15 protein-coding genes and 1 riboswitch are annotated in these 21833 nt (G+C 47.4%); of the genes, 5 read left to right on the forward strand and 10 right to left on the reverse strand.

Going from position 1 to position 21833, the window contains the following annotated elements; translation table 11 throughout:
• Nucleotides 1–252: 252 nt before the first annotated feature.
• Both ACESLU_RS01065 and ACESLU_RS01070 read right to left on the reverse strand, forming a co-directional pair.
• Nucleotides 253–684: a Crp/Fnr family transcriptional regulator gene (locus ACESLU_RS01065; RefSeq protein WP_372633909.1), complete on the reverse strand. Its 432-nt coding sequence runs from the start codon at nucleotides 682–684 to the stop codon at nucleotides 253–255.
• Between the two features lie 24 nt (nucleotides 685–708).
• Nucleotides 709–3462 carry an Npt1/Npt2 family nucleotide transporter gene (locus tag ACESLU_RS01070; RefSeq protein ID WP_372633912.1) on the reverse strand — a complete coding sequence of 918 codons (2754 nt, stop codon included), beginning with the start codon at nucleotides 3460–3462 and terminating at the stop codon, nucleotides 709–711.
• A 766-nt stretch (nucleotides 3463–4228) separates the two neighbouring features.
• A riboswitch (cobalamin riboswitch) is annotated at nucleotides 4229–4433 on the forward strand.
• Nucleotides 4434–4576: 143 nt separating this feature from the next.
• Between ACESLU_RS01070 and metE the strand changes: the two genes are divergently transcribed.
• The 3 genes from metE (at nucleotide 4577) to ACESLU_RS01085 (ending at nucleotide 10463) form a co-directional block, all read left to right on the forward strand.
• Nucleotides 4577–6904 (forward strand): 5-methyltetrahydropteroyltriglutamate--homocysteine S-methyltransferase, encoded by a 2328-nt coding sequence (metE, locus tag ACESLU_RS01075; protein WP_372633915.1) that lies wholly within the window; start codon nucleotides 4577–4579, stop codon nucleotides 6902–6904.
• A 55-nt stretch (nucleotides 6905–6959) separates the two neighbouring features.
• The gene (locus ACESLU_RS01080) at nucleotides 6960–7946 is read left to right on the forward strand and encodes a ribonucleotide-diphosphate reductase subunit beta (RefSeq protein ID WP_372633917.1); all 987 of its coding nucleotides are present in this window, start codon (nucleotides 6960–6962) and stop codon (nucleotides 7944–7946) included.
• A gap of 96 nt (nucleotides 7947–8042) precedes the next feature.
• The gene (locus ACESLU_RS01085) at nucleotides 8043–10463 is read left to right on the forward strand and encodes a ribonucleoside-diphosphate reductase subunit alpha (protein WP_372633920.1); all 2421 of its coding nucleotides are present in this window, start codon (nucleotides 8043–8045) and stop codon (nucleotides 10461–10463) included.
• Between the two features lie 9 nt (nucleotides 10464–10472).
• On the opposite strand, the gene ACESLU_RS01090 is transcribed toward ACESLU_RS01085, so the two are convergent.
• Complete coding sequence (locus ACESLU_RS01090; RefSeq protein ID WP_372633922.1) at nucleotides 10473–10778, reverse strand: hypothetical protein; 306 nt, start codon at nucleotides 10776–10778, stop codon at nucleotides 10473–10475.
• A 326-nt stretch (nucleotides 10779–11104) separates the two neighbouring features.
• On the reverse strand, nucleotides 11105–12139 hold the full coding sequence (locus tag ACESLU_RS01095) for a glycosyltransferase family 2 protein (RefSeq protein WP_372633948.1): 1035 nt from the start codon (nucleotides 12137–12139) through the stop codon (nucleotides 11105–11107).
• 387 nt (nucleotides 12140–12526) lie between these two features.
• On the opposite strand from ACESLU_RS01095, the gene ACESLU_RS01100 reads away from it, so the two are divergent.
• Entirely contained in the window at nucleotides 12527–13024 is a 498-nt protein-coding gene (locus ACESLU_RS01100) for a metallophosphoesterase (protein ID WP_372633925.1), read from the forward strand.
• A gap of 40 nt (nucleotides 13025–13064) precedes the next feature.
• On the opposite strand, the gene ACESLU_RS01105 is transcribed toward ACESLU_RS01100, so the two are convergent.
• The 4 genes from ACESLU_RS01105 to ACESLU_RS01120 form a co-directional block, all read right to left on the reverse strand.
• Nucleotides 13065–14543 (reverse strand): phytoene desaturase family protein, encoded by a 1479-nt coding sequence (locus ACESLU_RS01105; RefSeq protein ID WP_372633928.1) that lies wholly within the window; start codon nucleotides 14541–14543, stop codon nucleotides 13065–13067.
• A 245-nt stretch (nucleotides 14544–14788) separates the two neighbouring features.
• Nucleotides 14789–16222, reverse strand: a complete 1434-nt coding sequence (locus ACESLU_RS01110) for an SDR family oxidoreductase (RefSeq protein WP_372633931.1) — start codon at nucleotides 16220–16222, stop codon at nucleotides 14789–14791.
• 123 nt (nucleotides 16223–16345) lie between these two features.
• On the reverse strand, nucleotides 16346–17761 hold the full coding sequence (gene rlmD / locus ACESLU_RS01115) for a 23S rRNA (uracil(1939)-C(5))-methyltransferase RlmD (RefSeq protein ID WP_372633934.1): 1416 nt from the start codon (nucleotides 17759–17761) through the stop codon (nucleotides 16346–16348).
• Nucleotides 17761–18285: a cyclic nucleotide-binding domain-containing protein gene (locus ACESLU_RS01120; RefSeq protein WP_372633936.1), complete on the reverse strand. Its 525-nt coding sequence runs from the start codon at nucleotides 18283–18285 to the stop codon at nucleotides 17761–17763. Before ACESLU_RS01120 ends, rlmD begins: the two co-directional genes overlap by 1 nt.
• 441 nt (nucleotides 18286–18726) lie before the next feature.
• Between ACESLU_RS01120 and ACESLU_RS01125 the strand changes: the two genes are divergently transcribed.
• The gene (locus ACESLU_RS01125; protein WP_372633939.1) at nucleotides 18727–19077 is read left to right on the forward strand and encodes an Hsp20/alpha crystallin family protein; all 351 of its coding nucleotides are present in this window, start codon (nucleotides 18727–18729) and stop codon (nucleotides 19075–19077) included.
• Nucleotides 19078–19220: 143 nt separating this feature from the next.
• On the opposite strand, the gene ACESLU_RS01130 is transcribed toward ACESLU_RS01125, so the two are convergent.
• Entirely contained in the window at nucleotides 19221–20279 is a 1059-nt protein-coding gene (locus tag ACESLU_RS01130) for a phosphotriesterase (protein WP_372633942.1), read from the reverse strand.
• Between the two features lie 9 nt (nucleotides 20280–20288).
• Nucleotides 20289–21725: an NAD-dependent malic enzyme gene (locus tag ACESLU_RS01135; protein WP_372633945.1), complete on the reverse strand. Its 1437-nt coding sequence runs from the start codon at nucleotides 21723–21725 to the stop codon at nucleotides 20289–20291.
• Between the last annotated feature and the right edge of the window lie 108 nt (nucleotides 21726–21833).

Here is a 21833-nt window from a genome sequence, read left to right on the forward strand (position 1 = left end):
ACTTGTAATTTCTTTGTTTAAGCTTTTTACAGGTTGACGTTGAGGGAATATCCACACTATTGAAGCTCACCGATATCGTATTAGCACGATGTTAGAAATTATTATAACAACTTTCCTACGGTTATACTAATGACTCCATCTATGTTGTTATGTTATCTATATAACTCTGTTTATGTTATGGAACTGGGCCCGGCCCCCCCCATAAAATTTTTTTTGACGTAGCTAATCAGGATTTAAGTCTGTAATGATACATTATACTATAGCGTCTGACAGTTCAGTAAGCTTTCGAATTCGTTTTACGAAATATTTAAGCAGTCCCTGGCTTAATTGAACCCGGTCTTCCAGCAGGTCATAAAAGTCTATGCGATCAATAACCAGAAAACTGGATTCTTCTTTGCAGATAGCTGATGTTAACTGTTCTTCACCATCAAAAAATCCCCATACTCCGATTGCAATAGGATCGGTAAGTTCTTTTCTCAGTTCTCCATTGCGGTGCAATTGAACCTTACCATTGATTAATATGAACATAGATTGGGAGCGGTCTCCCTCTTTAAAAAGAACTTCATTGTTATCGGCCGAATAACTTTTGGTTATGCCAGCGAGGTGGGCTAATTGTTCGGAAGCAATATCTGCAAATAGTTCAATACCCTGTAAAAAAATTACCCGTTCTATCGTTGTTTCCATAGTTGTGCATTATATAAAATTATATTATCGCGCATTTCTTTTCATGACCAGTTCAGCCGTTTCTCTAATGAGTTCATTGGGAGAATATACTGCTTTTTTTACTTTTGCCTGAAGCGTATCAGGACACTGGGGAGATACACTGTAGATAGCGCAAACCTGCAACCAAAGATCTTCTCCTTCTATTAATTGATGCAATCCTTCATCATAACGTTTTTCAGGAATATCAAATAACTGGCGGCCCCGTGTAAGTTTTATCCTTTCGTTTTGATGGTCTCCAATGGGAAAAACATATTTTCGATCTGCTTCCGTTAAAACATTATCCAAAAATTCGATAGCTGCAGAACGTTTATCAGTTGACAAACTTTGAAGAGCCAGGTATGTTCCATACATGTCTTTGGGATCATAAATAAGACCCAGCAAGCGGAACAGGCGCTCTACGTTTTGCCCCATTTTTTCGTCAAGAGCCTTCAGTAGTATTCTGTTTGGTCGATTCGGCCGATTCGGAGGCTGAAGCTGTTTTATCGAGAGCAACTCAAAATAATGCAATGCTTCACTTTTGATGGTTTGACGTACTTTTTTGATATCCATTTCAAGTGATGGACGTTCCCGGATCAGTTTATTCAGGGCTTTGATGACGTGGTAGCGGAGGTCAGTATTTTGAATGTCGATCATATCAAACAACTGATCTGCTGTAGACTGCTCAGGGAGATGAGAGAAAATACCCGGTATACTTTTTCGAATATTCTTATCCAGGGTACGGTCAAAAAAACGATTTTTATAGAGAATCAGGTAATCGGTGCCATAGGAAGCGAGTGTTTTTCTGATTTCAATCTTGAATTCGGGGTTTTTCAATTTTTCAATTAATAGAGGTATAAAACGATCACTTTTTTGACGACCAATACTGGAAATAGCTTTTCTTACCACTGAAGGATGTTCATCATTCAGTAGTTTTGACAAATATTTGTGTGCAATCGTATCATTTTCAATATATCCCAGTGCATCCGCAATCTGGGCTCTTATGACTACTGCATCTTTCTCTTTTTTATCCAAAAGCTGGTCAAAAAATTCAGGTTCTACCAGGTCAGTAGCTGATCCCCTGTGTTTACTGGCGCAACCGAGGGCCGCCGATTTCAGTTTGTAGTCGTTGTGTGCCAAATACGATTTAATAATACTGGTGGGATCCTCATGCGAGTGCTTGCACAGGTAATAGATGGTTTCCAACCGTATTTCCGGATCCTCGTCTTGTAATAATGTTATTATCTCTCCGGTGAGATTCAGACTCTCCACACCTTGCAGCATAATCAAAGCTTGCAGTTTTATTTCACTGTTCTGATGATCCAATAGTTGTCTTAGATCTTCCGCAATCTTTTCGACGTTACTGTCTTTCAGTAAAAAGAGGGTATGCAAAACCTGTGAATCACTGGTGCTATGTAATGATTCCTTGATAATGGAATAAATAGTGGATTCATTGAGGTTAAGGGCCATACTGTCGGTCCCGATAAGCTGTTTCTGGATTGAGCTTCGAAACTTATTCACATATCCCTTTTTGGCTCGTATGCCAAGCAAAATCCAAATGATCAATAATGTGATAACGACATAGGTCAGCAGATATACCGACCAGTTGAGTACGACAATAAAGCCCAGTAATACGACCCCTCCCAGTCCACGGGAAAAGCGATCCACAAAGATATCAATGAAAATTTTAGTTTGTTCTTTGGTATGCTGGGAGATGGGTAAAAAAAGCAGTTCACGGCCTGTTTTATCAATGGAGTAGCGGGTAGCTCCATCGAACCCATTTAAAATAACGATCGATGCCAGTACGGGTTCAACAGCCATCAGTATAGCTCCGATCATCATGCTAACGGGACGCGATAAAATAGCACCCGACAGGCCCATTTTTTTTATGATCTGCGAAGATAGCAATACTTGTATACCTAAAGAAGCCAGGCTGACACCGGCATAAAAGGTACCTATAAATGCAGTTAAGCCCGCGGTTTCGGGATAGGCGTCAAAAGCAAGTGCTTTAAACTGGTAATCGGTAAAAGTAGTGGTCATCATTGTCAGACCTATGATTCCGGCTACTGTAAGTTGATAACGGGATGCCACAATTTTTTGGGCAGCTTTGAGGGGAGAGGAGATTCGAGTACTTTTTTTATTGGCGTCCAGCTTCGATTCAGGAGTTGAGATCTTTGGAATAAAAAACAAGAGTCTCATCGCCAGAATTAATAACCCCACACAAATATAAAGCAGATTCTCTGTAGAAAGATCAATTAGTGAGACGATGAGACTGGAGGCTTCACTACCGGCAATAGCTCCTAAAATAGCTCCGAGTGTAAGGAATGGAAAAACCCGTTTTGACTGTGCGGGTTTAAAAACAGCATTCGCTAATATCCAAAACAATGAGATTACCAGAATCCCAAAAATGCCCACCCAGATATAAAAGGTCATGAAAATCCATTCCATATCATATTGAAACAACCAGCGGATAAACAGAATGTTGACTGCCAGTCCCCCCAGTGTCCAGATAAGGACTGACCGAATGGGATAGCGTCTCATAAATCCGGTGAGAAGATGGGTAACCGGAATGGAAATCACTGCCAGCAGAATATAAACATAGGGAAGATCCTCCGGCCCATTGGAGGTGAGAAATAAGCTATCTCGTGCAGGCTTTAGAAAGTACAGGATGACCATCAGAATAAAATGGATTACGAACATCAGCAGTACCGACCGCCATTCGTCCTTTCGGATGTCATAAAATATGGAGATAAGTTTCTTCAAACTGCTTTATTTGTTTTTGCAGGAAGTGTTCTAATTGTTTTCTAAACTCGTGTGCCTTCGGTATCTATTCTTTTTAAATTCTCTGCCTGCGCAACGGACTACTGACATCTAAAATACAAGAATAATCAGGCATGCAAAGGATAGCCTCATAGGTGTTCTCACCCTATCCAGACCGCAACAGTCAGACTGGGTACGGCGGTCAATACTTTGGAAAATGGCTGTAAAACATATTGATAAAGGTTTTTACCTTGTACTTTGTATCTTGTTTGGCTTGTACAACGCTTCTTTAACAGACTGGTTGATTAGATAATTAAGGTTCTTGTCACGGGTCGACATAATTGGTAACAAATAGCAGACTGGGAATAGCTGGGAATCCAATTGAACCAAATGTTTTTGCTATGGATAAAAATAACAAAGTGATACCTACCTCTTGACCACTTTTGCCGGCTGTTCTACTTCATCTCCTGTAAAACTTGCTCCCAGCAGTTGTGACCGATAATCCTGATAAAAGTTAACCAGCAAGCCTCTTTTCAGCAGTTTAAAACTGATAAAGTGGCAATGACCAAAAAAGAAGAGCGACATTAACAGGATATTGGGCCACTCTCTGCACTTAATATATAATTTTTTTTCGAAATAGTATGAGTATGTAAATGAGGCCACCAGCCCGCCCGTACCGTACTTTGCCAATATCTCTTCATCGAAATGTTAACAACTTCGGCTAAATGTGGAAAAGTAATCGTTGACAATGAACGCAGAAGCTGTTTTCTTGAAAGTAAGATTTAAAGGTGTCCGCTAGTCGGCGGATGAAAAGGGAATCCGGTGATCCCCGAAGAGGGAGAATCCGGAGCTGTTCCCGCAACTGTAATCCGATATGTTTCCTTGTTAAGCCACTGTCTCAGCCCCAAAAGAGATGGGAAGGATCAGGGAAATTTCGGGAAGCCAGGAGACCTGCCTTTAAATTGACTAAACGAGGCCTTCGGGAGTTAAGGCGTTGTTGGAAGACAGGTCTGGTGCATGTCTATATTATGAGTTATATGATATTTATATCTCCTGTCTTATCAACGTTTTAGCATTCCCTCCCCGTATAATTATAAGCTAAAACAAGGTATTACTCATGCTTACTCATAACCTCGGATACCCGCGGATAGGTATCAACAGAGATCTTAAAAAAATCGTAGAATCTTATTGGAAAGGCGATGTAAGTAAATCAAAACTGGTGGAATCCACCGAAGCGCTTCGGGTGATGCACTGGACCAAACAGAAGGAAGCCGGAATAGACTGGGTGCCGTCGAATGATTTCTCCCTATATGACCAGGTGCTGGATACGGCGCTGCTAGTGGGCGCTATTCCGGAGCGATACCAGGAATTGTACCACCAGGAGAATGACAAAATTCTGAGTTATCCAATCGATACTTATTTTGCAATGGCACGGGGCATACAGAATGAAGAACACGATATATCGGCCATGGAGATGACCAAATGGTTTAATACGAACTACCACTATATCGTCCCGGAGTTTTCACCGGAACAATCTTTCCAGTGCCTTTCATCCAAAATATTTGATGAATACGAGGAGGCTAAAGCTGTTGGAGTAATTACAAAGCCTGTACTTATCGGTCCGATTAGTTTTTTGCTGCTGGGCAAGGAGAAAGATGGGGCCGGAGATTTTCACCGTCTGGATCTGTTGGATGATCTGCTGCCCGTCTACCAGGAAATCTTGGAAAAGCTTGAACGGATGGGCGTAGAGTGGGTACAGATAGAAGAACCGTTTTTGTCCCTCGACCTGGAGGAAAAAGCAAAAGAAGCCTTCCGCCAAACCTATCAAACGCTGGATGAAAACCGGGAGGAGCTGAACCTGTTGTTGACTACCTATTTTGAGGGATTGGGAGTAAACACGGAGCTGTCGTCCGGATTGCCGGTTGAAGGAATTCATATCGATCTGGTAGAAGCCCCCGGTCAGCTTGATGAGGTGCTCGACGCAGTGGATGAAAAACAAGTCCTTTCACTGGGATTAATTAACGGCCGTAACATCTGGAAAGCAGATCTTGAAACGACAATAGAAGTTATTCAACAGGCTGAAGAAGTGCTTGGGAGCGATCGACTTTGGATAGGGCCTTCGTGCTCGCTGTTGCACTGTCCGGTGGACCTGGAGCAGGAGACGGACGAGACGGCGCTGCCTGCCGAGGTGAAACACTGGATGGCTTTTGCTAACCAGAAGCTGGAGGAGCTATCTTTGTTGAAAAAGATTGCAGAGGGTTCGCTAACAGATGAAGAGGAAGTACTCGTAAGGGCGCACCAAGAAGATCTGGCCGATAAGGGAGAGTCATCACTGGTGCATAATCCCGATGTGAAAGAGCGCATGGAGAATCTGGATGATGGGTTCCTGCACCGGGACCACTCCTACAGAGAGCGCAAAAAGATACAGCAAAAGCATCTGAATCTGCCGGATTTATTTCCTGCTACCACTATCGGTTCCTTTCCACAAACCAAAGAAGTCCGGCAATGGCGGGCCGATTACCGTAAGGGAAATCTGTCCCGGAAAGAATATGAGCAACATATCAAAAAGGCGATAGACGAGCTGATCCAAAAGCAGGAAGAGATTGGTCTGGATCTGCTGGTCCACGGTGAATTCGAGCGCAACGATATGGTAGAATATTTCGGCGAGCAGTTTGCCGGTTTTGCCTTTACCCGCAACGGCTGGGTGCAAAGCTACGGGACCCGCGGTGTGAAACCGCCCATCATTTATGGCGATGTCCACCGGCCGGAAGCGATTACCGTCAAGTGGTCAGCCTACGCGCAGTCCCAAACGGATAAGCCGGTAAAAGGAATGCTCACGGGTCCGGTAACCATCCTGCAGTGGTCTTTTCCGCGCGACGACCAGTCTAGGTCTGAAACCGCTAAGCAGATTGCCCTGGCCATCCGCGATGAAGTCGAAGACCTGGAGGAAGCCGGCATCCAGGCTATCCAGATTGATGAACCCGCCTTTCGGGAAGGGCTACCGCTGCGGCGTGACGACTGGGACCGATATCTTGAATGGGCGGTAGATGCCTTCCGCATAGCTTCTACGGTGGTTGAGGATTATACACAGATCCACACGCATATGTGCTACTCGGAGTTTAATGATGTGATCGAACATATCGCCCGCCTGGATGCGGATGTGATCTCCATGGAGACTTCTCGTTCCCAGATGGAGCTTCTGGATGCCTTTGTGGAGTTCGATTATCCCAATGAAATAGGTCCGGGCGTCTACGATATCCATTCTCCGCGGGTACCGTCGACCGAAGAGATGGTCGAGCTGTTAGAAAAAGCCGCGGATGTACTTGAGCCTGAACAGATTTGGGTCAACCCCGACTGTGGACTTAAAACCCGCGGCTGGGAAGAGACGCTGCCGTCGCTGGAAAATATGGTGGAAGCAGCCCGCCAGATGCGAAAGAATATATAAAATTTTTAATATGTGCGGACGTACCATGGTATGTCCCGACAAATCTTATTTATTTATGAATAACAAATTAATTGGACGCACTTCCGTACGCGATAATATTAAACTCAGTGAAGACCCATCATATCCTATTTTCAAGGAGCTGTATGAGAAACAGAAGAAAGCAATATGGTTTCCAGAGGAGTTAAACATTCAGCAGGATGCGTTGGACTATCACTCGCTTTCGGATGATGAAAAAGATCTTTTTGATACGGCTGTGGGCTACTTCTGCTCCTCGGAGCTGCTGGTTCAGAATGTGCTGGTGAATTCCTTCTTTCCGCTGCTCACCGATCCCCATGCCAAGATGAGCTTCAGCACCCAGTTGTTCATGGAGAATATCCACAGCGATTTCTTTGAGATTGTGCTGCAGTCCTTTGGCATGGACCGCGAAAAGATGTACGATGTGGCCTTTGACGATCCCATCCTGCGCAAAAAGCAGTCGCTGATTGTGGATGAGATCGACAAGATCAGCTACGGGCAGATCGATCCGGAAACGCTCGGGGGACAAAAACAGATCTTGCGGGCTATCCTGCTGAATAACATTATCCTGGAGGGGATCTTCTTTTATTCCTCCTTTGCGCATTTCTTCGCCCTCAAGGATATGGCCAAGATGAAGAATGTGGTATCGGGAGTGGAGCTGGTACTGATTGATGAGTCGCTGCACCTGCAAAATGGCATTGAGGCGATCCTGATCATGCTGGATGAAAATCCAGGGATTGTGGAAGATACCGAGTACGTGCAGGATATACGAGACGTTATTTTGGAGGGAACAGCCCTGGAAATAGAATACGTAAAGCACAAGTTCGGGGAGCGCACTATTTTGGGTATATCATACGGAGAACTGGAGCGCTACCTAAAGTATATCACCGATCGACGACTACAGGAGCTGGGTTTTCAGCAGGAGTTTCATATCAACGAAAATCCACTGCGATTCCTCCAAAAAGAGGACGTAAAGAAGCTGATCAACTTCTTCGAGGTCTCCTCGACTGAATACACGAATTACTGAGATGTTACAGCCATCCTTCCAGTAAGGACGTGGCATGCCCCGTCTCAACAAACACCTTTTAAAGGGCTAGCAGTCTATCAACCAAACCCCATCACCATGAAACGAACAGTCATAAAACGCGACGGAACGGAAGAACCATTCAGGACACAGAAAATTATTAATGCCATTTTTGAAATTATAGAGGGACTGGAGGTAGAGGACGACTACGAGCTGGTCTTTCTGATCATGAAGGAGCTGGATCTGAAAGTGCCGGAGCGGGTGTCCACCGAAGAGCTCGACCGGCTGGTGCTGAAGGCCATAGAACAGCTCATCCCCAGGCACCCGGTCTACGATACGCTGGCCACAAGGCAGCTGCTGAAGCTCATTAACAAGCGGATTGACCGGCGGCTGGATAATTTCAGGGAATACCTGGGAAAAGGATTTGAGCAGGAGCTGCTGCATGAACGCCTCAACGACTTCGATTTTGATCTCCTGGAGAAGTCCCTCAACTTTGAGCGAGACCGCCTGCTCGGCTATTTTGGCCTGACCACCATGAATGATCGCTACCTGATGAAAAACCGCGATGGAGAGGTCATGGAAAAGCCGCAATGGTTTTTTATGCGGGTGGCCATGGGGATCGGCAATTCCAACGAGGAGATCATCAGGATCTACAACAAGCTTTCTAAGCTGGAGTACCTGCATTCCACGCCAACGCTGTTTAACTCGGGTACCGTTACCTCGCAGTATTCTTCCTGTTATGTGAGCGTCATCGACGACTCCCTGGATTCTATCATGGACAAGGCGCGCGAAACGGCCTTCCTGGCAAAGTATGCCGGGGGCGTGGGGACCGATGTCAGTCGCATTAGGGCTACGGGCTCTAATATCGCCTCGCTGAATGCGCCCTCGTCCGGGGCCATTCCCTTTATCAAGATCTTCGACACGCTGGTCAATTCCATCCAGCAGGGGGGGCGCCGCCGCAGCTCGCAGGTCGTTTCCATGCAGCCCTGGCACCTGGATATCGACGGCTTCCTGGACCTGCGGGAAACCACGGGCAACGCCTATTTTCGGACGCCATCGCTCAACACGAGCTTGTGGATGCCCGACGAAATGATGCGCCGTATCGACCAGGGAGAGCCGATCTACCTGTTTGATCCCGGTGAGTGCCCCGAACTGGTGGATTCCACCGGTGATGATTTCAAGAAAAACTATGCACGGCGTATTGAACAGGCCGAAGCCGGTGAGCTGGAGCAGTACAGGAAGCTGGACAGCCAAGATTTCTTCAAAAAATACCTCTTCAAGCTGGCGAAAACGGGCCACCCGTGGCTGATCTTCAAGGATGAGCACAACCGCCATAACCCGTGTCCCCAGTACAGCGTGATCAACAGCTCCAACCTGTGTACCGAGATCTCCATCCCCAACCGTCCCGATTCCACGGCCGTTTGTACGTTGGCTTCGGTGAATCTTTCGAAGCATGTGAAAGAGGGTAAAAGCGACATCGACTGGGAGAAACTGAAAGATACGCTTGAGACAATGACCCGGGGACTGGATAACATCCTGGACAAGAATTTTTATCCCTCAGAAGCCGCCCGGCAGAATACCATGGACTTGCGTCCCCTGGGGATTGGACTCATGGGTTTTGCGGAGGCTCTGATTGACCTGGATATTCCCTATGATTCAGAGGAAGCCGTTATCCTGGCCCGGAAGCTGGGAGCCTTCATGCGAAAGATCGCTTACCGTACCTCGCGGGAGCTGGCCAAAGAGCGCGGGGCGTTCAGGCATTACCGGGAGATGGAAGAGCAGGGTAAAGGGTATGATTATGCGCCGCGCCGCAACGCCGTGCTGCTGGCCATTGCGCCTACTGCCTCGATCTCTATCATTACCGGCACGACTTCCTCCATCGACAGCTATTTCAGCAATCTCTACTCCCGCGATACCCTTTCGGGCAAACATATCGTCATCAACCGTCAGCTGATTGAGGATCTGGAAACAAAAGGAAAGTGGAGCGATGAGATGGCAGATGCCATCAAGGCCAATAACGGGTCGGTACAGTATATCGATGAGCTGGATGGTGTCATTGACAAAGAGCTGTACAAGACTGCCTATGAGATCCATCCCAAGCGGCAGATCGATATCGCGGCGGCTTTCCAGGAATCCATCGATCAGGCTGTATCAAAATCGCTGTACATTGATGAGAGCTTGCGTGATAACATGGAAGAAATCTATCTCTACGCTTGGGAGAAGAAGCTAAAGTCCACCTATTACTGTTTTATTGACAAGGTAGTAAAAGGGGAGAAGTACACCGAGAATGTAAACAAGAGGGGTTCGCGCAAAGGGTTCGGAGGCGGGGGCGCCCCTTCCGCCGCGAACAGGGATTCATCCGAAAAAACCAAAGCCGCTGAAACAAAAAACCAAATGCAACTGGAAGCCAAAGCCCGGGCGAAGTTTGGGGATGAGGTCGTGGATGAGGTGCTCCAGGCCGACGTCGATTCGTGTCCCACGGACCCGATGCTGCGACGGATTTGTCCGGCGTGCGAGTAGCGGGTTTTTCTACCCCCTGATCAGCCAGGCCCCCGGCGGCATGTTGCGGGAAAGCGTATAGCAGTCCCCCGGCGGGGGCTGGTGGCCGGGTGGGGTATTGGGATACCAGATCCGGCAGCTTCCGGTAGGCGGCATATTTCCGGGCGGTATTTTTCCGACCCTTTTCCGGTGGTCAGATCTCCGCTCCTGTTTCTCTACGGCTATGCCCCCTCTTTCTCCTTCAATAAGCAGGTATCCCTGGGAACAGCCGGTAAAAAACAGGGCCATGGAAAAAGCCATGATCATCTTTAAATAATAACTCATCCGGTATTTCATAATACTCCGTCCTTATTGCGATTTACTTCAATAAGAACAGGATAGAACAGGTTTTAAATAGCATGTTTGTGTTATATTGATCCCGTCGAAAAATGAGGAGACTCCTGGCTGATGGTTTTATTGTATTTCTGGGATCATTTTTGTTCTCACTCAGCTATTTTTGCATCGAATTCATTTTGTTTGGGGGACGGGGGACAGGATGCAAAGGAGATGAATCAACTGGGCAGATTTCATGTGTTATTGAAAGCGGTCAGGGTGACACGGATTTTGCAAAGCCCTCTTGCGGGCACTATACAGCATACAATAATTGGGGCTGCTCACGGAATTCATGATTCTTCTGAAGTCGGGAATATGGCTGTAAAGGTGTGTTTTTGTTTGATGAAGTACTCCACTGCAATATTCACCGGGAGAATCGGGGATGGATCCTTCTTTACGGTTCGCCTCTCCTGCAGGCGGGCCCGCTTTTGGCGGGTCGGGCCGAAAGATTGCCAAAAATGGTAATGGGCGCGGACGATCGCCTTGTATTCAGCCCAGTTGCCGCGCAACAGGGATCGCAGAGCGGCCAGGAGATCTAAACCGTAACGTATCCAGAAGTGGTGATGCAACGTTTGCGCGCTGTAATTCTTCCAGAGCATCGTTAAGTTATTCCGATAGTTATAGTATACCTTGCGCGGCGATTCCATCGGGAGCGAGCCGCCACCCAGGTGATAGATAATGCTGTGGGGACAATACCGGACCTTATACCCGGCGTTCCAGAGTCTCCAGCACAGGTCGATCTCCTCCATATGGAATTCAAAATCCTCGTCAAAACCACCGTGTTCCTCGAATAATGTTTTCCGGACCGCCAGCGCCGCCCCGCTGGCCCATAAAATATCCTTCGGATTGTCATACTGGCCCTCATCTTTCTCGACGGTATCGAAAATACGTCCCCTGCAAAAAGGGTAGCCATAGCGGTCCAAAAAACCTCCCGCCGCCCCGGCGTATTCAAAATACTCCGGCTGTTTATCGGATCTGAACCGGGGCTGCGCAGCGGCTACCTCCGGGTCGGTAAAACATTCGGCGAGCGCATCCAGCCAGTCCGGTTCCACGCGGACGTCATTATTCAGGAAAAGCAGAATATCGCCGCTTGCGTATGGGACTGCCCGGTTATTTCCGCCGCAGTAGCCATAGTTTTCATCCAGCGCCGCAATTTTCACGTCGGGGTACTGCTCGCGAACCCACGCTTTGGATCCATCGTCAGAGGCGTTATCCGCCAGAATAATTTCATATTCGGCATAGCTCGTAGCCACCACACTCGGCAGATACTTCTTGAGGTGATGTAGGGCATTCCAGGATACGATAATAATGCTGAAAGAGGGCATAAGTTGCAAAGTGAATCATCAGTTGATAAAGGGGTTAGTATAGGAAAAGCCAGCCGGAATTTCTTTTAACATTTTGAAATTGATAATATGTAGAGCTCTAATCCCGCTAAGAAAAAAGCAGCAGTATGAGTAAACCGACGTATTATCCGGGAGTACCAATACCTGAGTGGAGAGAAGGAGATATCCGGAACTGGAACAATGGTAGTTATTCACGTGACCGAATGTACTTGCCGCAGATAGATTAACCCTAACAGCGTTTGATATGATTCTTTGGGAAATTTCTGCGCTGGGTTATTCGTTTTCCATAAAGTACTATTTTGAGAAATGACAGAACTTTGTACCTTACTGGCTTATTAGTTTCAGCAAAAAAGAGGTTTCAAAAAATTTATGATAAAAGTTGGTTTAATTTCGGATACCCACGGCTATCTTGATCCAGAGGTTTTGGATCATTTTGAGGACCGGGATGAAATTTGGCATGCCGGTGATTTCGGAGCCCTGGCTGTCGCTGATGAACTCAAGGCGATAGCTCCGCTTTTGGGGGTATACGGTAATATCGATGGCCGGGATATTCGGCAGGAGTACCCCATGCACCAGCGCTTTAACCGGCAGGGTATCGATTTTTGGATGACGCATATCGGCGGAGTGCTGGGACGCTATTGCCTTCCTATTCGAGAGGAGATGGAGAAAAATCCGCCTGACGTTTTTATATGCGGACATTCACATATTCTGAAAATAGGCCGCGACCAGGAGAAAAATAAAATGCTGTTTATTAATCCCGGAGCAGCGGGACATTATGGCGTTCAGGTGTACCGCACCTGTGTTCGTTTTAATATCGATGAGGGCAGGATACAGGATATGGAAGTGATTAATCTGGGAGAGAAATAATTTAGGGTTGGAAATTTGTAAGGTGAGGAGCTGTTCATAACTATACTTCCCGGTAGCGACTGATCAGTTCCGTCGCATGAAAGGCGGAGAGGACCACCAGCGGAATGCCCCCGCCGGGATGCGTGCTTCCCCCCACGAGGTACAGTCCCTCTACAGACCGCGATTTGTTGCGGGGACGCAGGAAAGCGGAAAACCGGCTGTTAGAGGAGGTGCCATAGATGCTCCCCCGGTAGCTGCGGTATTTTTGTTGGAAGTCAGCGGGCGTAATCGCCTTTGCATACCGTACATGATTCCTCAATCCATCCAGCCCGCGTTGTTCCAGTTTCTTGATCAGGGCATGCTTATAATCGGAAGACCGCTTATCCCATCGACTGTTTTCGGTCAGATAAGGGGCATTTACCAGCACAAACAGGTTCGATCCCCCGCCAGGGGCATGTCCCGGATCCGAATGCGAGGTATTGGCCACATAGATGGTCGGATCGTCGGGCATCATTTGACGCTCAAAAATTTGGGAAAACTCCCGGCGGTAATTTCCCGAAAAAAAGATGGTGTGATGGGAAAGCTGCGGGTAGGTCTTATCAATACCGAGCATGAGCACGAACCCCGAACAGGAAGGTTCCATGCGGGTTAGCGTCCTCTTTTTTAAAGAAGAGACAGACGAAGACTCCATCAGATTCAGGTAGGTTTCGCATGCATCCGCATTGGAAACCACAAGGTCCGCCGGGTAAAAATGATCCGCCTCGTCTACAACACCGGTCGCCCGGCGATCTTTCACCGTGATTCTTTTAACGTCGATGTTCATCGAAAACGCTACGCCGAGATGACCGGCTACGTCGACTAAGGCTTCGACGAGCCGGTACATACCTCCCTTGATATAATAGCCACCCATGCTGAGTTCTACATGGGGTATCACGTTCAGTGTAGCGGGCGCCAGGTAGGGAGAGGAACCGTTATAGGTGGTAAACCGCTTAAAGAATTTTTGGAGTTCCGGTGACTTAAATTGCCGGTCGATGCGTTCGGCCACCGTTTTGAGTGCATCAACCCGGAAGAAATCAGTCAGTTTCAGGGAGCTTACATCGGAGAGCCCGTAAAGGGGATTGAAAAGAAAGGCCTCTTTCGTCTTTTGGTAGAGTTCCCGGGAGTAGTTCATGAACTCCCGGTAGGCTTGTACATCATCCGGGGCGAACGCCTGTATCTGGGCAATGTTGACGCACGTATCCCGGTAACAATCAAACCGGGTCCCATTCTCAAAGAAATAGCGACAAATGGGATTTATGGCTTCAATCGTAAGATGATTATCCATAGCGGTGCCGCATTGGTCGAACAGCGACTCCAGAACAAAGGGCATGGTCAGCAGCGAGGGACCCGTATCAAACCGGTAGCCTTGGGCTTTGACCTCATTAATTTTCCCGCCGGGCTTGCTGTTTTTCTCCAGGACCGTAACATTATGTCCCTTCGAGGCCAGCAGGCAAGCCGCTGACAGGCCGCCCAGTCCCGATCCGATGACAATAACATTCATATGCTCTAAATGTGTGTTATCTGCGTTATCCAATCAGTTTTATCCCTAAAAAGAGACTTACTTTATAGCTAATGATCATATCTTAATATTATACATTACAGTACAAAGTTCATGCGAAATGATTTGGAAGCCTATATAATCCCGAGTGACAGGTCGAAGATATTCGGCAGGGCAGACAAAGTCCCGGTTGCCGTCGGTATCTGGGGCAAGAAATTCTGAGAGAAACTGCTGGTAAAAAGCCATATCTAACGTTGGGTAGTATTTTTAGCTATATTTTGAATCATTCCCTTGAAAATAAATATATGAATGGGATATAAGGCATACCAGTACAGGCGTCCCCATACTCCCAGGGGACGAAAGGTGGCTGTTTGATAGAGGATGTTATCTTTTATCCGGAACTCAAGCCATGCTTCTCCGGGCAGCTTCATCTCTGCGTATAAGAGTAAGCGTTGATCTTTTCGGCTGGCATAGAGCACCCGCCAGAAATCAAGTGAGTCCCCGGCAGATAAATTGTTACTGCTTTTGCGTCCTCGTCGTAAACCGACACCCCCGGCTATTTTGTCAATAAAACCACGAAGGGCCCAGAGATTATTGCCGTAGTACCAGCCGGTTTCTCCTCCGATGGACCAAATTCGGTTTAAAATAAGCTGTCTATCTTCTATTTCCTGTTGTTGATGATCCTTAAAACAACCGTAAGAGGGAACCTCGATAAGATTGGAAATTCCTTCTTTCAATATTTCACCAGAACGGGCATCGGTCCACCTGGAAATAACTTCTTGCTGTTCTATTTTATCGAAAGCCATTCGAATAGCCTCTTTATAGGACAACAGGGGTATGTTGAGCATTTCGTGGAGCTTATTTTCACTGCATACCACTTCTACTTTCATACTGTTTACTAAATTGACGGCCAGCCTGTATGAAGTGGAGGTAACGAAATACAGCCAGTAAGAGGAAAGCCGTGGAGTCATTATCGGTACACTGATAATGGTACGTTTTAGATTTCGAACGTCAGCAAACTGAAGCAGCATTTGCTTATAGGTCAGGATTTCCGGGCCTCCGATGTCGAAACTTTGGTCATAGGTTTCCTTCTGCAACAGGACACCTTTCAAATATGCAATGACGTTTCGGATAGCGATGGGCTGAGTTCGCGTATTAAGCCATTTCGGAGCTAACATCACGGGTAGTTTCTCGACCAAATCGCGAATAATTTCAAAGGATGCGCTGCCGGAACCCACAATGATGCCCGCCCGAAGTGTCGTCAGGGAGAAAGAGCCGGAAGATAAAATCTCCTCAACTTTTTTTCGTGAGCGCAGGTGTTTGGAAAGCTTTTCGCTATTAATGATTCCGCTTAGATACACAATCTGCTCGACATGAGTATGCTTCATTTGCCCTACAAAGTTGGTAGCAGACTGTTGTTCAAGGGTCTCAAAATCATCGTTATGAGAGGACATCGAATGAACCAGATAATAGGCGGCGTCAATATTTTTTGGAATAACGTTTAGGGTGGAGGCCTCTAACAGGTCAACTTCAATAACATCGATTTGGTCAGCAGGGTATGGGGAAGTATCAAAGCGATGTTTATCTCTCGTACAGCAAATCACATGGTGTCCTTCATCCAGAAGTACAGGGAGCAGCCGTTGGCCGATATAACCGGTAGCACCAGTGAGTAGTATATTCATAGGGCAAATTATAAATTATTCTGCTCATCCCGTAACCGTGAGCAGTAAGGACTTCAAAGGGGAGATGATGCAATTAGCGTAGTCTCACGAGGCCAATAATAGATCCTAAAGAGTTCCAGGCTGTCAGTTTTCATCTTTTAGCCGGAGTTTCGCAACCGTTTCAATATGGTAAGTCTGTGGAAACATGTCGACCGGCTGTACTTCTTCAATGGCATAGACGGCGCTTAGTTTTTTCAGGTCGCGCGCCATGGTAGAGCTGTTGCAGCTGATATAAACCAGCTTCGGCACTTTAAGGGTGTTCAGGTGCTCGACCACATCCGGGTGCATGCCGGCCCGCGGGGGATCGGTAATAAGGCAGTCGGGATGGCCGTACTCCCCGGTGATCTCTTCCCCGAAGACCTCCTGGATATCCCCCTGCAGGAAATCAACGTTGTCAACGTTGTTTTTCTGGCTGTTTTTTTGCGCATTCCTGATGGCTACCTTGGACAGCTCAATTCCCAGGACCCGGCTGGGCTTGTCGCTGAGAAAAAGGGTGAGGGTCCCGACCCCGCAGTAGAGGTCAAAGAGCGTATCTCCCGGCTGGATATCCGCATATTCCCTGGCCACGGCGTATAGCCGTTCTGCCTGCCGGGTATTGGTCTGAAAAAAAGAATTGGCATTAATTTCAAATTCATACGATCCGATACGATCGGTAATATATCCCGGCCCGTATATAACCTTTTCGTAACGACCGACGGCCGTGGGGTTCGACCGGTCGTTGACATTGTTGATGACTGTCGTAATTTGAGGAAACTCTTTCAGCAGCGCTTCGGAAAGCGGTTCCATAATCTCCGGTTCATCCTTATAGCTCACCAGGTTGACCATCAGGTCATCGGTATATTCGGAGGTGCGTATAACGACGTTCCGCATAAACCCTTTCCGGCGTTTAATATTGAAGGGTTCAACCTTATGGTCAATGCACCAGGATCGCACGAAATCCAGGATTTGATAAGAAACGGGATCCTGCAGGTGACATTCCCGGAGATTCAGGATTTTATCATACCGCCCCGGTGCATGCAGCCCCGCCGCAAAACAGTGGTCATCCACATACTCATCACGATTAATTTCTTCGGGACTCAGCCAGCGCCGGGCCCCGATGGAATATTCCATCTTATTTCGGTAATAAAAAGGATCCTCACAGCCGATGGTGTCTCTTACCCCAATGGCATCAAAGCCCCCAATGCGTTCCATGTGGTCCTGTACCTGCTCGGATTTAAATTCCAGCTGGTACTGGTAGTCCACATGCTGCCAGCTGCACCCGCCGCATTCCCGGGCATGGCGGCATTTCGGATCGATACGCCTGGGACCTGGTTCCAGCACTTCAAGCAGTTTGCCCTCGCGATAATTTTTCTTGCTCTTTGTTATGCGGGCTTTGACCCGGTCCCCCGGAGCCGTATTGGGTACGAAAACGGCCAGCCCGTCAACTTTGGCAATACCTTTGCCTTCAAAAGCAGCGTCCTCGATGGTAAACTCGGCTTCTGTTCCTTTTTTAAGTGGCATTAAAGTAGTCCGTCATTATTATTGGGATTCATCAAAGACTCGAACTGCAGGGAAAGGGCATGCTTGACCCCCACTTGATTTTTGAGCTCGTTTGTTACAATCTCGAGCTGTTTCATTGCTACCATGGCCAGCGTTTCCATAAATTTAACGGCAATAACAGGATGCCGATTTTTCAGCGTTTCAAAGTCGGGTTTAAAGAATCCCAAAAGGGTACAATCCGTGAGACATTTTACATTGGAAATCCGCCGAATTTCATAACCGATGGATAGAGCTCCAAAACTTTCCGGGGCCTCAATGACATATGAGTAGGGGCTTTGATCCTGATCTGATTCCACCTCTAAAATAAGTTCTACCTTTCCCTCCTCAATAAAGTACATGCCGGTGCCGGGATCGCCTTTATAGTAGATATACTCATTCTTTTTGTATTTGCGCCGGTGGCAATACTGCAAAAATTCCGACCGCTCCAGTATGGTCAGATTCTGCAAAAATCGGGAGTTAAAGATGATCTGGCTTTTTTTCTTCATATTGCTTAACGGTTCCGATCCGAACATATCCGAAAGAAATTGGTTAGTTGAATGGCATAAACTACAGAAAAATAGCGTGAGAATTTAATATTAATATAAATATGAGATGTTTGGCCGATGTGCCCCCAATAGGCGGATTCGTAATCGGTGGACTTTATAGGCTGACTTTTTTTCACAATTTTTGACAAAAAGATAGAGTTTTCCGTATCCATTTTGTCAATTTTACAATACGAGAACGTATGTCAATCTGCTGGCACAGCATTTGCTCTAATGATACCAGAAGGTGATGGAGTTCCATCACTCATGAGTAACTATAAACTGCTAATGAAATCGTTAGGAGGTATAGCTATGCTGATGAGAAATAATACACTTCCAACCAGCTTATTAACTACATCAAACGCAAACCCAAAAAATCATTTTTCTGACATACTTGATGAATTTATGGAAGACGCTTTTTCCTGGGGCAGCGGTAGATTTGTCCCCGAGCTCAACGTCTATGAAACAGAAAAGGCATTTGAGGTCACCCTCGCGCTTCCGGGAATCAGTAAAGATGATATCGATATAAGCATGGAAGGCCATACGCTTAGGATAAGCGGTGAGCGGACATTTGAAGAAGATGAGGGCCGCAAGTATCATCGTGTAGAGAGCCGTTTTGGCAAGTTTGAACGATCACTGCCACTGCCTGATATTATTGATGAGGATAATATCACGGCCAACTATGAAAATGGCGTACTGACGGTGAGGGTGCCCAAACTGAAAGAAAAAGCCGGCCGGAGGATAGAAGTACATTAACATGTACCCTATACCTGTAAATATCACAGTGGAAAAAAAGAAAAGCCGCGTCATTAACGCGGCTTTTGTTGTATAATGGAGCCTTTACTTAAAAGTTCACCAGTCGACTACTATTGCCGTCGCACGATTGATAGCCAAAATGTTTATTGTGTGGTTCTCGCTCGAATTCCATAGGCTTCCCGTGGATTTCGGACCAGCATCTGATCAATATCACTTTTCGTAAATCCATTTTTTCGGAGGGCGGGGAGGAGGTATTCAAAGATATCAGTATATGTCCGAAAATCACCCCCGTTTTCTTCATCGGGATTATAATAGCCGGCATCGTGTGAAATAAGGACCCGGTTAAGGAGGCCGGACTCGTCCAGCTCCGATATGCGCTCGACAAACCAGTTTATACTGTCGTCGTTATTACCATTATCGGCCGGGGCATAGCTAAAATTATCGAGAGAGATCCAGCCACCTTTTCTACCAATCTCAATCTGGCTTTGGAGGGTTCCAGCCTGCGAGTGGGTCCACACCCATGCAGAGGGAGACACTCCCATGTCCTTCAATATTTCAATTTGGGACAAGGCCGGCTTATCCCCGGTGGTGTGAGATACTATGGTCAAGCCGGTTTCCAGATGGGTGAGTGCAGCGGCACGTACAATTTTTTGATGCAGATCGGATAACGGCCCTTCACCGCCGACCGATATTTTGATAAATCCCGGTTTCACACCGCTATCCTCAATACCGTATCGGAATTCATCAATCCAGCGGGCGGCAAGTTCCTCAGCACTTTCTTGGCGGGCATGCCGCGGCATGAACTTATTATCCACGGCCCCGTAATAACCGGTGTTGGTGAGTATCTGAATCCCGGATTGCTCGGAAAGCTTCTGAAGCAGCCCGGGATCGCGTCCCAGGTAAGCCGGGGTGCACTCGAGCATGGTCTGTACCCCTTGTCCGCCCGCTTCCCGGAGGAATGGAAGCACCCGTTCGGTGACTTCGTCACGTTCCCACCGGTGGTAGCCGGTGCTGTCGGCTCCGATCCAGTCTACCAGCACGTGCTCGTGGATGAGGGTAGTGTCCATTTCGGAGGAAGGAATCTCGCCGGTGACCGTCATGATGGGATAGTCTTCCGCCTCTTTCTTTCCTTCATTGCTTTGTTGACAACCCGCAAAGCCGATAAGCGCCAGGATGAAAGAGCACAGAAACGTTTTCATCATACCTCCTTTTTATAATTCAGCGGCTGTTTCTACTTTTTTTCGTTTTGCAGCCCCGCTTTTGTATGCCGCTTTTTTAACAGCCTTAGCGACTTTCCGTACCACTTGTTTGTTAAATACGCTGGGGACAATATATTCTTCTCCCAAATCATTTTCGTTAATGCAGTTCGCAATAGAATGGGCGGCAGCGAGCTTCATGGACTCATTGATATCCTTGGCCCTGGCGTCCAGAGCTCCGCGAAATAGTCCCGGGAATGCCAGTACATTGTTGATCTGATTGGGATAGTCGCTCCTTCCCGTAGCTATGATGCGGGCAATGGTATTTATTTCTTCCGGCCTGATCTCGGGCACGGGGTTTGCGAGCGCAAAGACGATTGGATCTTCCGCCATTTCCTCAATCGCTTTTCGGGGCACGATTCCGGGCCCGCTTACGCCGATGAGCAGGTCCGCGCCTGTCGCGGCATCCTTAAGCGATCCGGACGTATTCTCCGGGTTGGTGTTTTTGGCGATCCATTTTTTACTGATATTCCTTTCCGAAAGGTTATTTCGGTTAATAATGCCATTTCGATCACAGCAGAGAATTTCCTCCGCTCCCGCTTCGAGCAGTATACGGGTTATCGCCACGCCGGCGGCACCGGCGCCGACGATAACAATACGGAGATCGGAGAGTTCCTTGCCGACGACTTTCAATGCGTTGATCGTGGCTGCCAGTGTTACGACAGCCGTACCATGCTGATCGTCGTGGAATACGGGAATATCGAGGATCTCCTTTAATCGCTCTTCGATTTCGAAACAACGGGGGGCGCCAATATCCTCAAGGTTTATACCTCCAAAGCCGGGCGCCATCCATGTCACGGCGCTGACTATTTCATCGACCTCCTGGGTATCCAGGCATATGGGGTAGGCATCGACATCAGCAAATTCCTTAAAGAGCATCGCTTTTCCCTCCATAACGGGCATCGCGGCCTCGGGCCCAATATTGCCGAGTCCCAGTACCGCCGAACCGTCACTGACCACGGCCACGGAATTCTGCTTGATGGTGAGGGTATGGGCCTTGTCCTTCTCTTCAGCAATGGCCTCGCAAACACGTCCCACTCCCGGCGTGTAGGCCATAGAGAGCGCATCACGGGTGTTGACCGGCACCTTGTTTTCGATGCGGATTTTTCCGCCGAGGTGGAGCAGAAATACCCGGTCGGATACATTGTGAACTTTAATACCGTCAATTTTTTTGACCTCCTCTACGATAGCACGGGAATGTTTTTCGTCCCGGGCACTTACCGTGAGGTCGCGTACCTTGTAGCGCCCTTCAACGCGGACGACATCCACAGCGCCGGGATCTCCTTTGTGTTCTGCAATGACGTTCAGTACTTTAACCAGCATGCCCGGTTTGTTTTCGATATACAGGCGCATGGTAAAGCTGTAGCTGACACTGGGCTGAATTTCACTCATAGGGACTTTTTTGTTGAATTTCCTGGTAGAAAAGACGATAGATAAGATACAAAAAATAAAAAAGTTTTAAATCTTTTAAATAGCTATTCTATCCCCGTCCCTGCCAAA

The sequence above is a fragment of the Fodinibius sp. genome (assembly GCF_041642155.1).
In the GTDB taxonomy this organism is placed as follows: Bacteria; Bacteroidota; Rhodothermia; order Balneolales; family Balneolaceae; genus Fodinibius.

What these genes read in the sequence shown, in the direction of transcription:
- ACESLU_RS01130 (WP_372633942.1), bottom strand. Translation starts at nt 20,279, where the DNA reads ATGATGAAAACGTTTCTGTGCTCTTTCATCCTGGCGCTTATCGGCTTT.
- ACESLU_RS01100 (WP_372633925.1), top strand. Translation starts at nt 12,527, where the DNA reads ATGATAAAAGTTGGTTTAATTTCGGATACCCACGGCTATCTTGATCCA.
- ACESLU_RS01065 (WP_372633909.1), bottom strand. Translation starts at nt 684, where the DNA reads ATGGAAACAACGATAGAACGGGTAATTTTTTTACAGGGTATTGAACTA.
- ACESLU_RS01090 (WP_372633922.1), bottom strand. Translation starts at nt 10,778, where the DNA reads ATGAAATACCGGATGAGTTATTATTTAAAGATGATCATGGCTTTTTCC.
- ACESLU_RS01095 (WP_372633948.1), bottom strand. Translation starts at nt 12,139, where the DNA reads ATGCCCTCTTTCAGCATTATTATCGTATCCTGGAATGCCCTACATCAC.
- metE (WP_372633915.1), top strand. Translation starts at nt 4,577, where the DNA reads ATGCTTACTCATAACCTCGGATACCCGCGGATAGGTATCAACAGAGAT.
- ACESLU_RS01080 (WP_372633917.1), top strand. Translation starts at nt 6,960, where the DNA reads ATGAATAACAAATTAATTGGACGCACTTCCGTACGCGATAATATTAAA.
- ACESLU_RS01105 (WP_372633928.1), bottom strand. Translation starts at nt 14,543, where the DNA reads ATGAATGTTATTGTCATCGGATCGGGACTGGGCGGCCTGTCAGCGGCT.
- ACESLU_RS01110 (WP_372633931.1), bottom strand. Translation starts at nt 16,222, where the DNA reads ATGAATATACTACTCACTGGTGCTACCGGTTATATCGGCCAACGGCTG.
- ACESLU_RS01135 (WP_372633945.1), bottom strand. Translation starts at nt 21,725, where the DNA reads ATGAGTGAAATTCAGCCCAGTGTCAGCTACAGCTTTACCATGCGCCTG.
- ACESLU_RS01125 (WP_372633939.1), top strand. Translation starts at nt 18,727, where the DNA reads ATGGAAGACGCTTTTTCCTGGGGCAGCGGTAGATTTGTCCCCGAGCTC.
- rlmD (WP_372633934.1), bottom strand. Translation starts at nt 17,761, where the DNA reads ATGCCACTTAAAAAAGGAACAGAAGCCGAGTTTACCATCGAGGACGCT.
- ACESLU_RS01085 (WP_372633920.1), top strand. Translation starts at nt 8,043, where the DNA reads ATGAAACGAACAGTCATAAAACGCGACGGAACGGAAGAACCATTCAGG.
- ACESLU_RS01120 (WP_372633936.1), bottom strand. Translation starts at nt 18,285, where the DNA reads ATGAAGAAAAAAAGCCAGATCATCTTTAACTCCCGATTTTTGCAGAAT.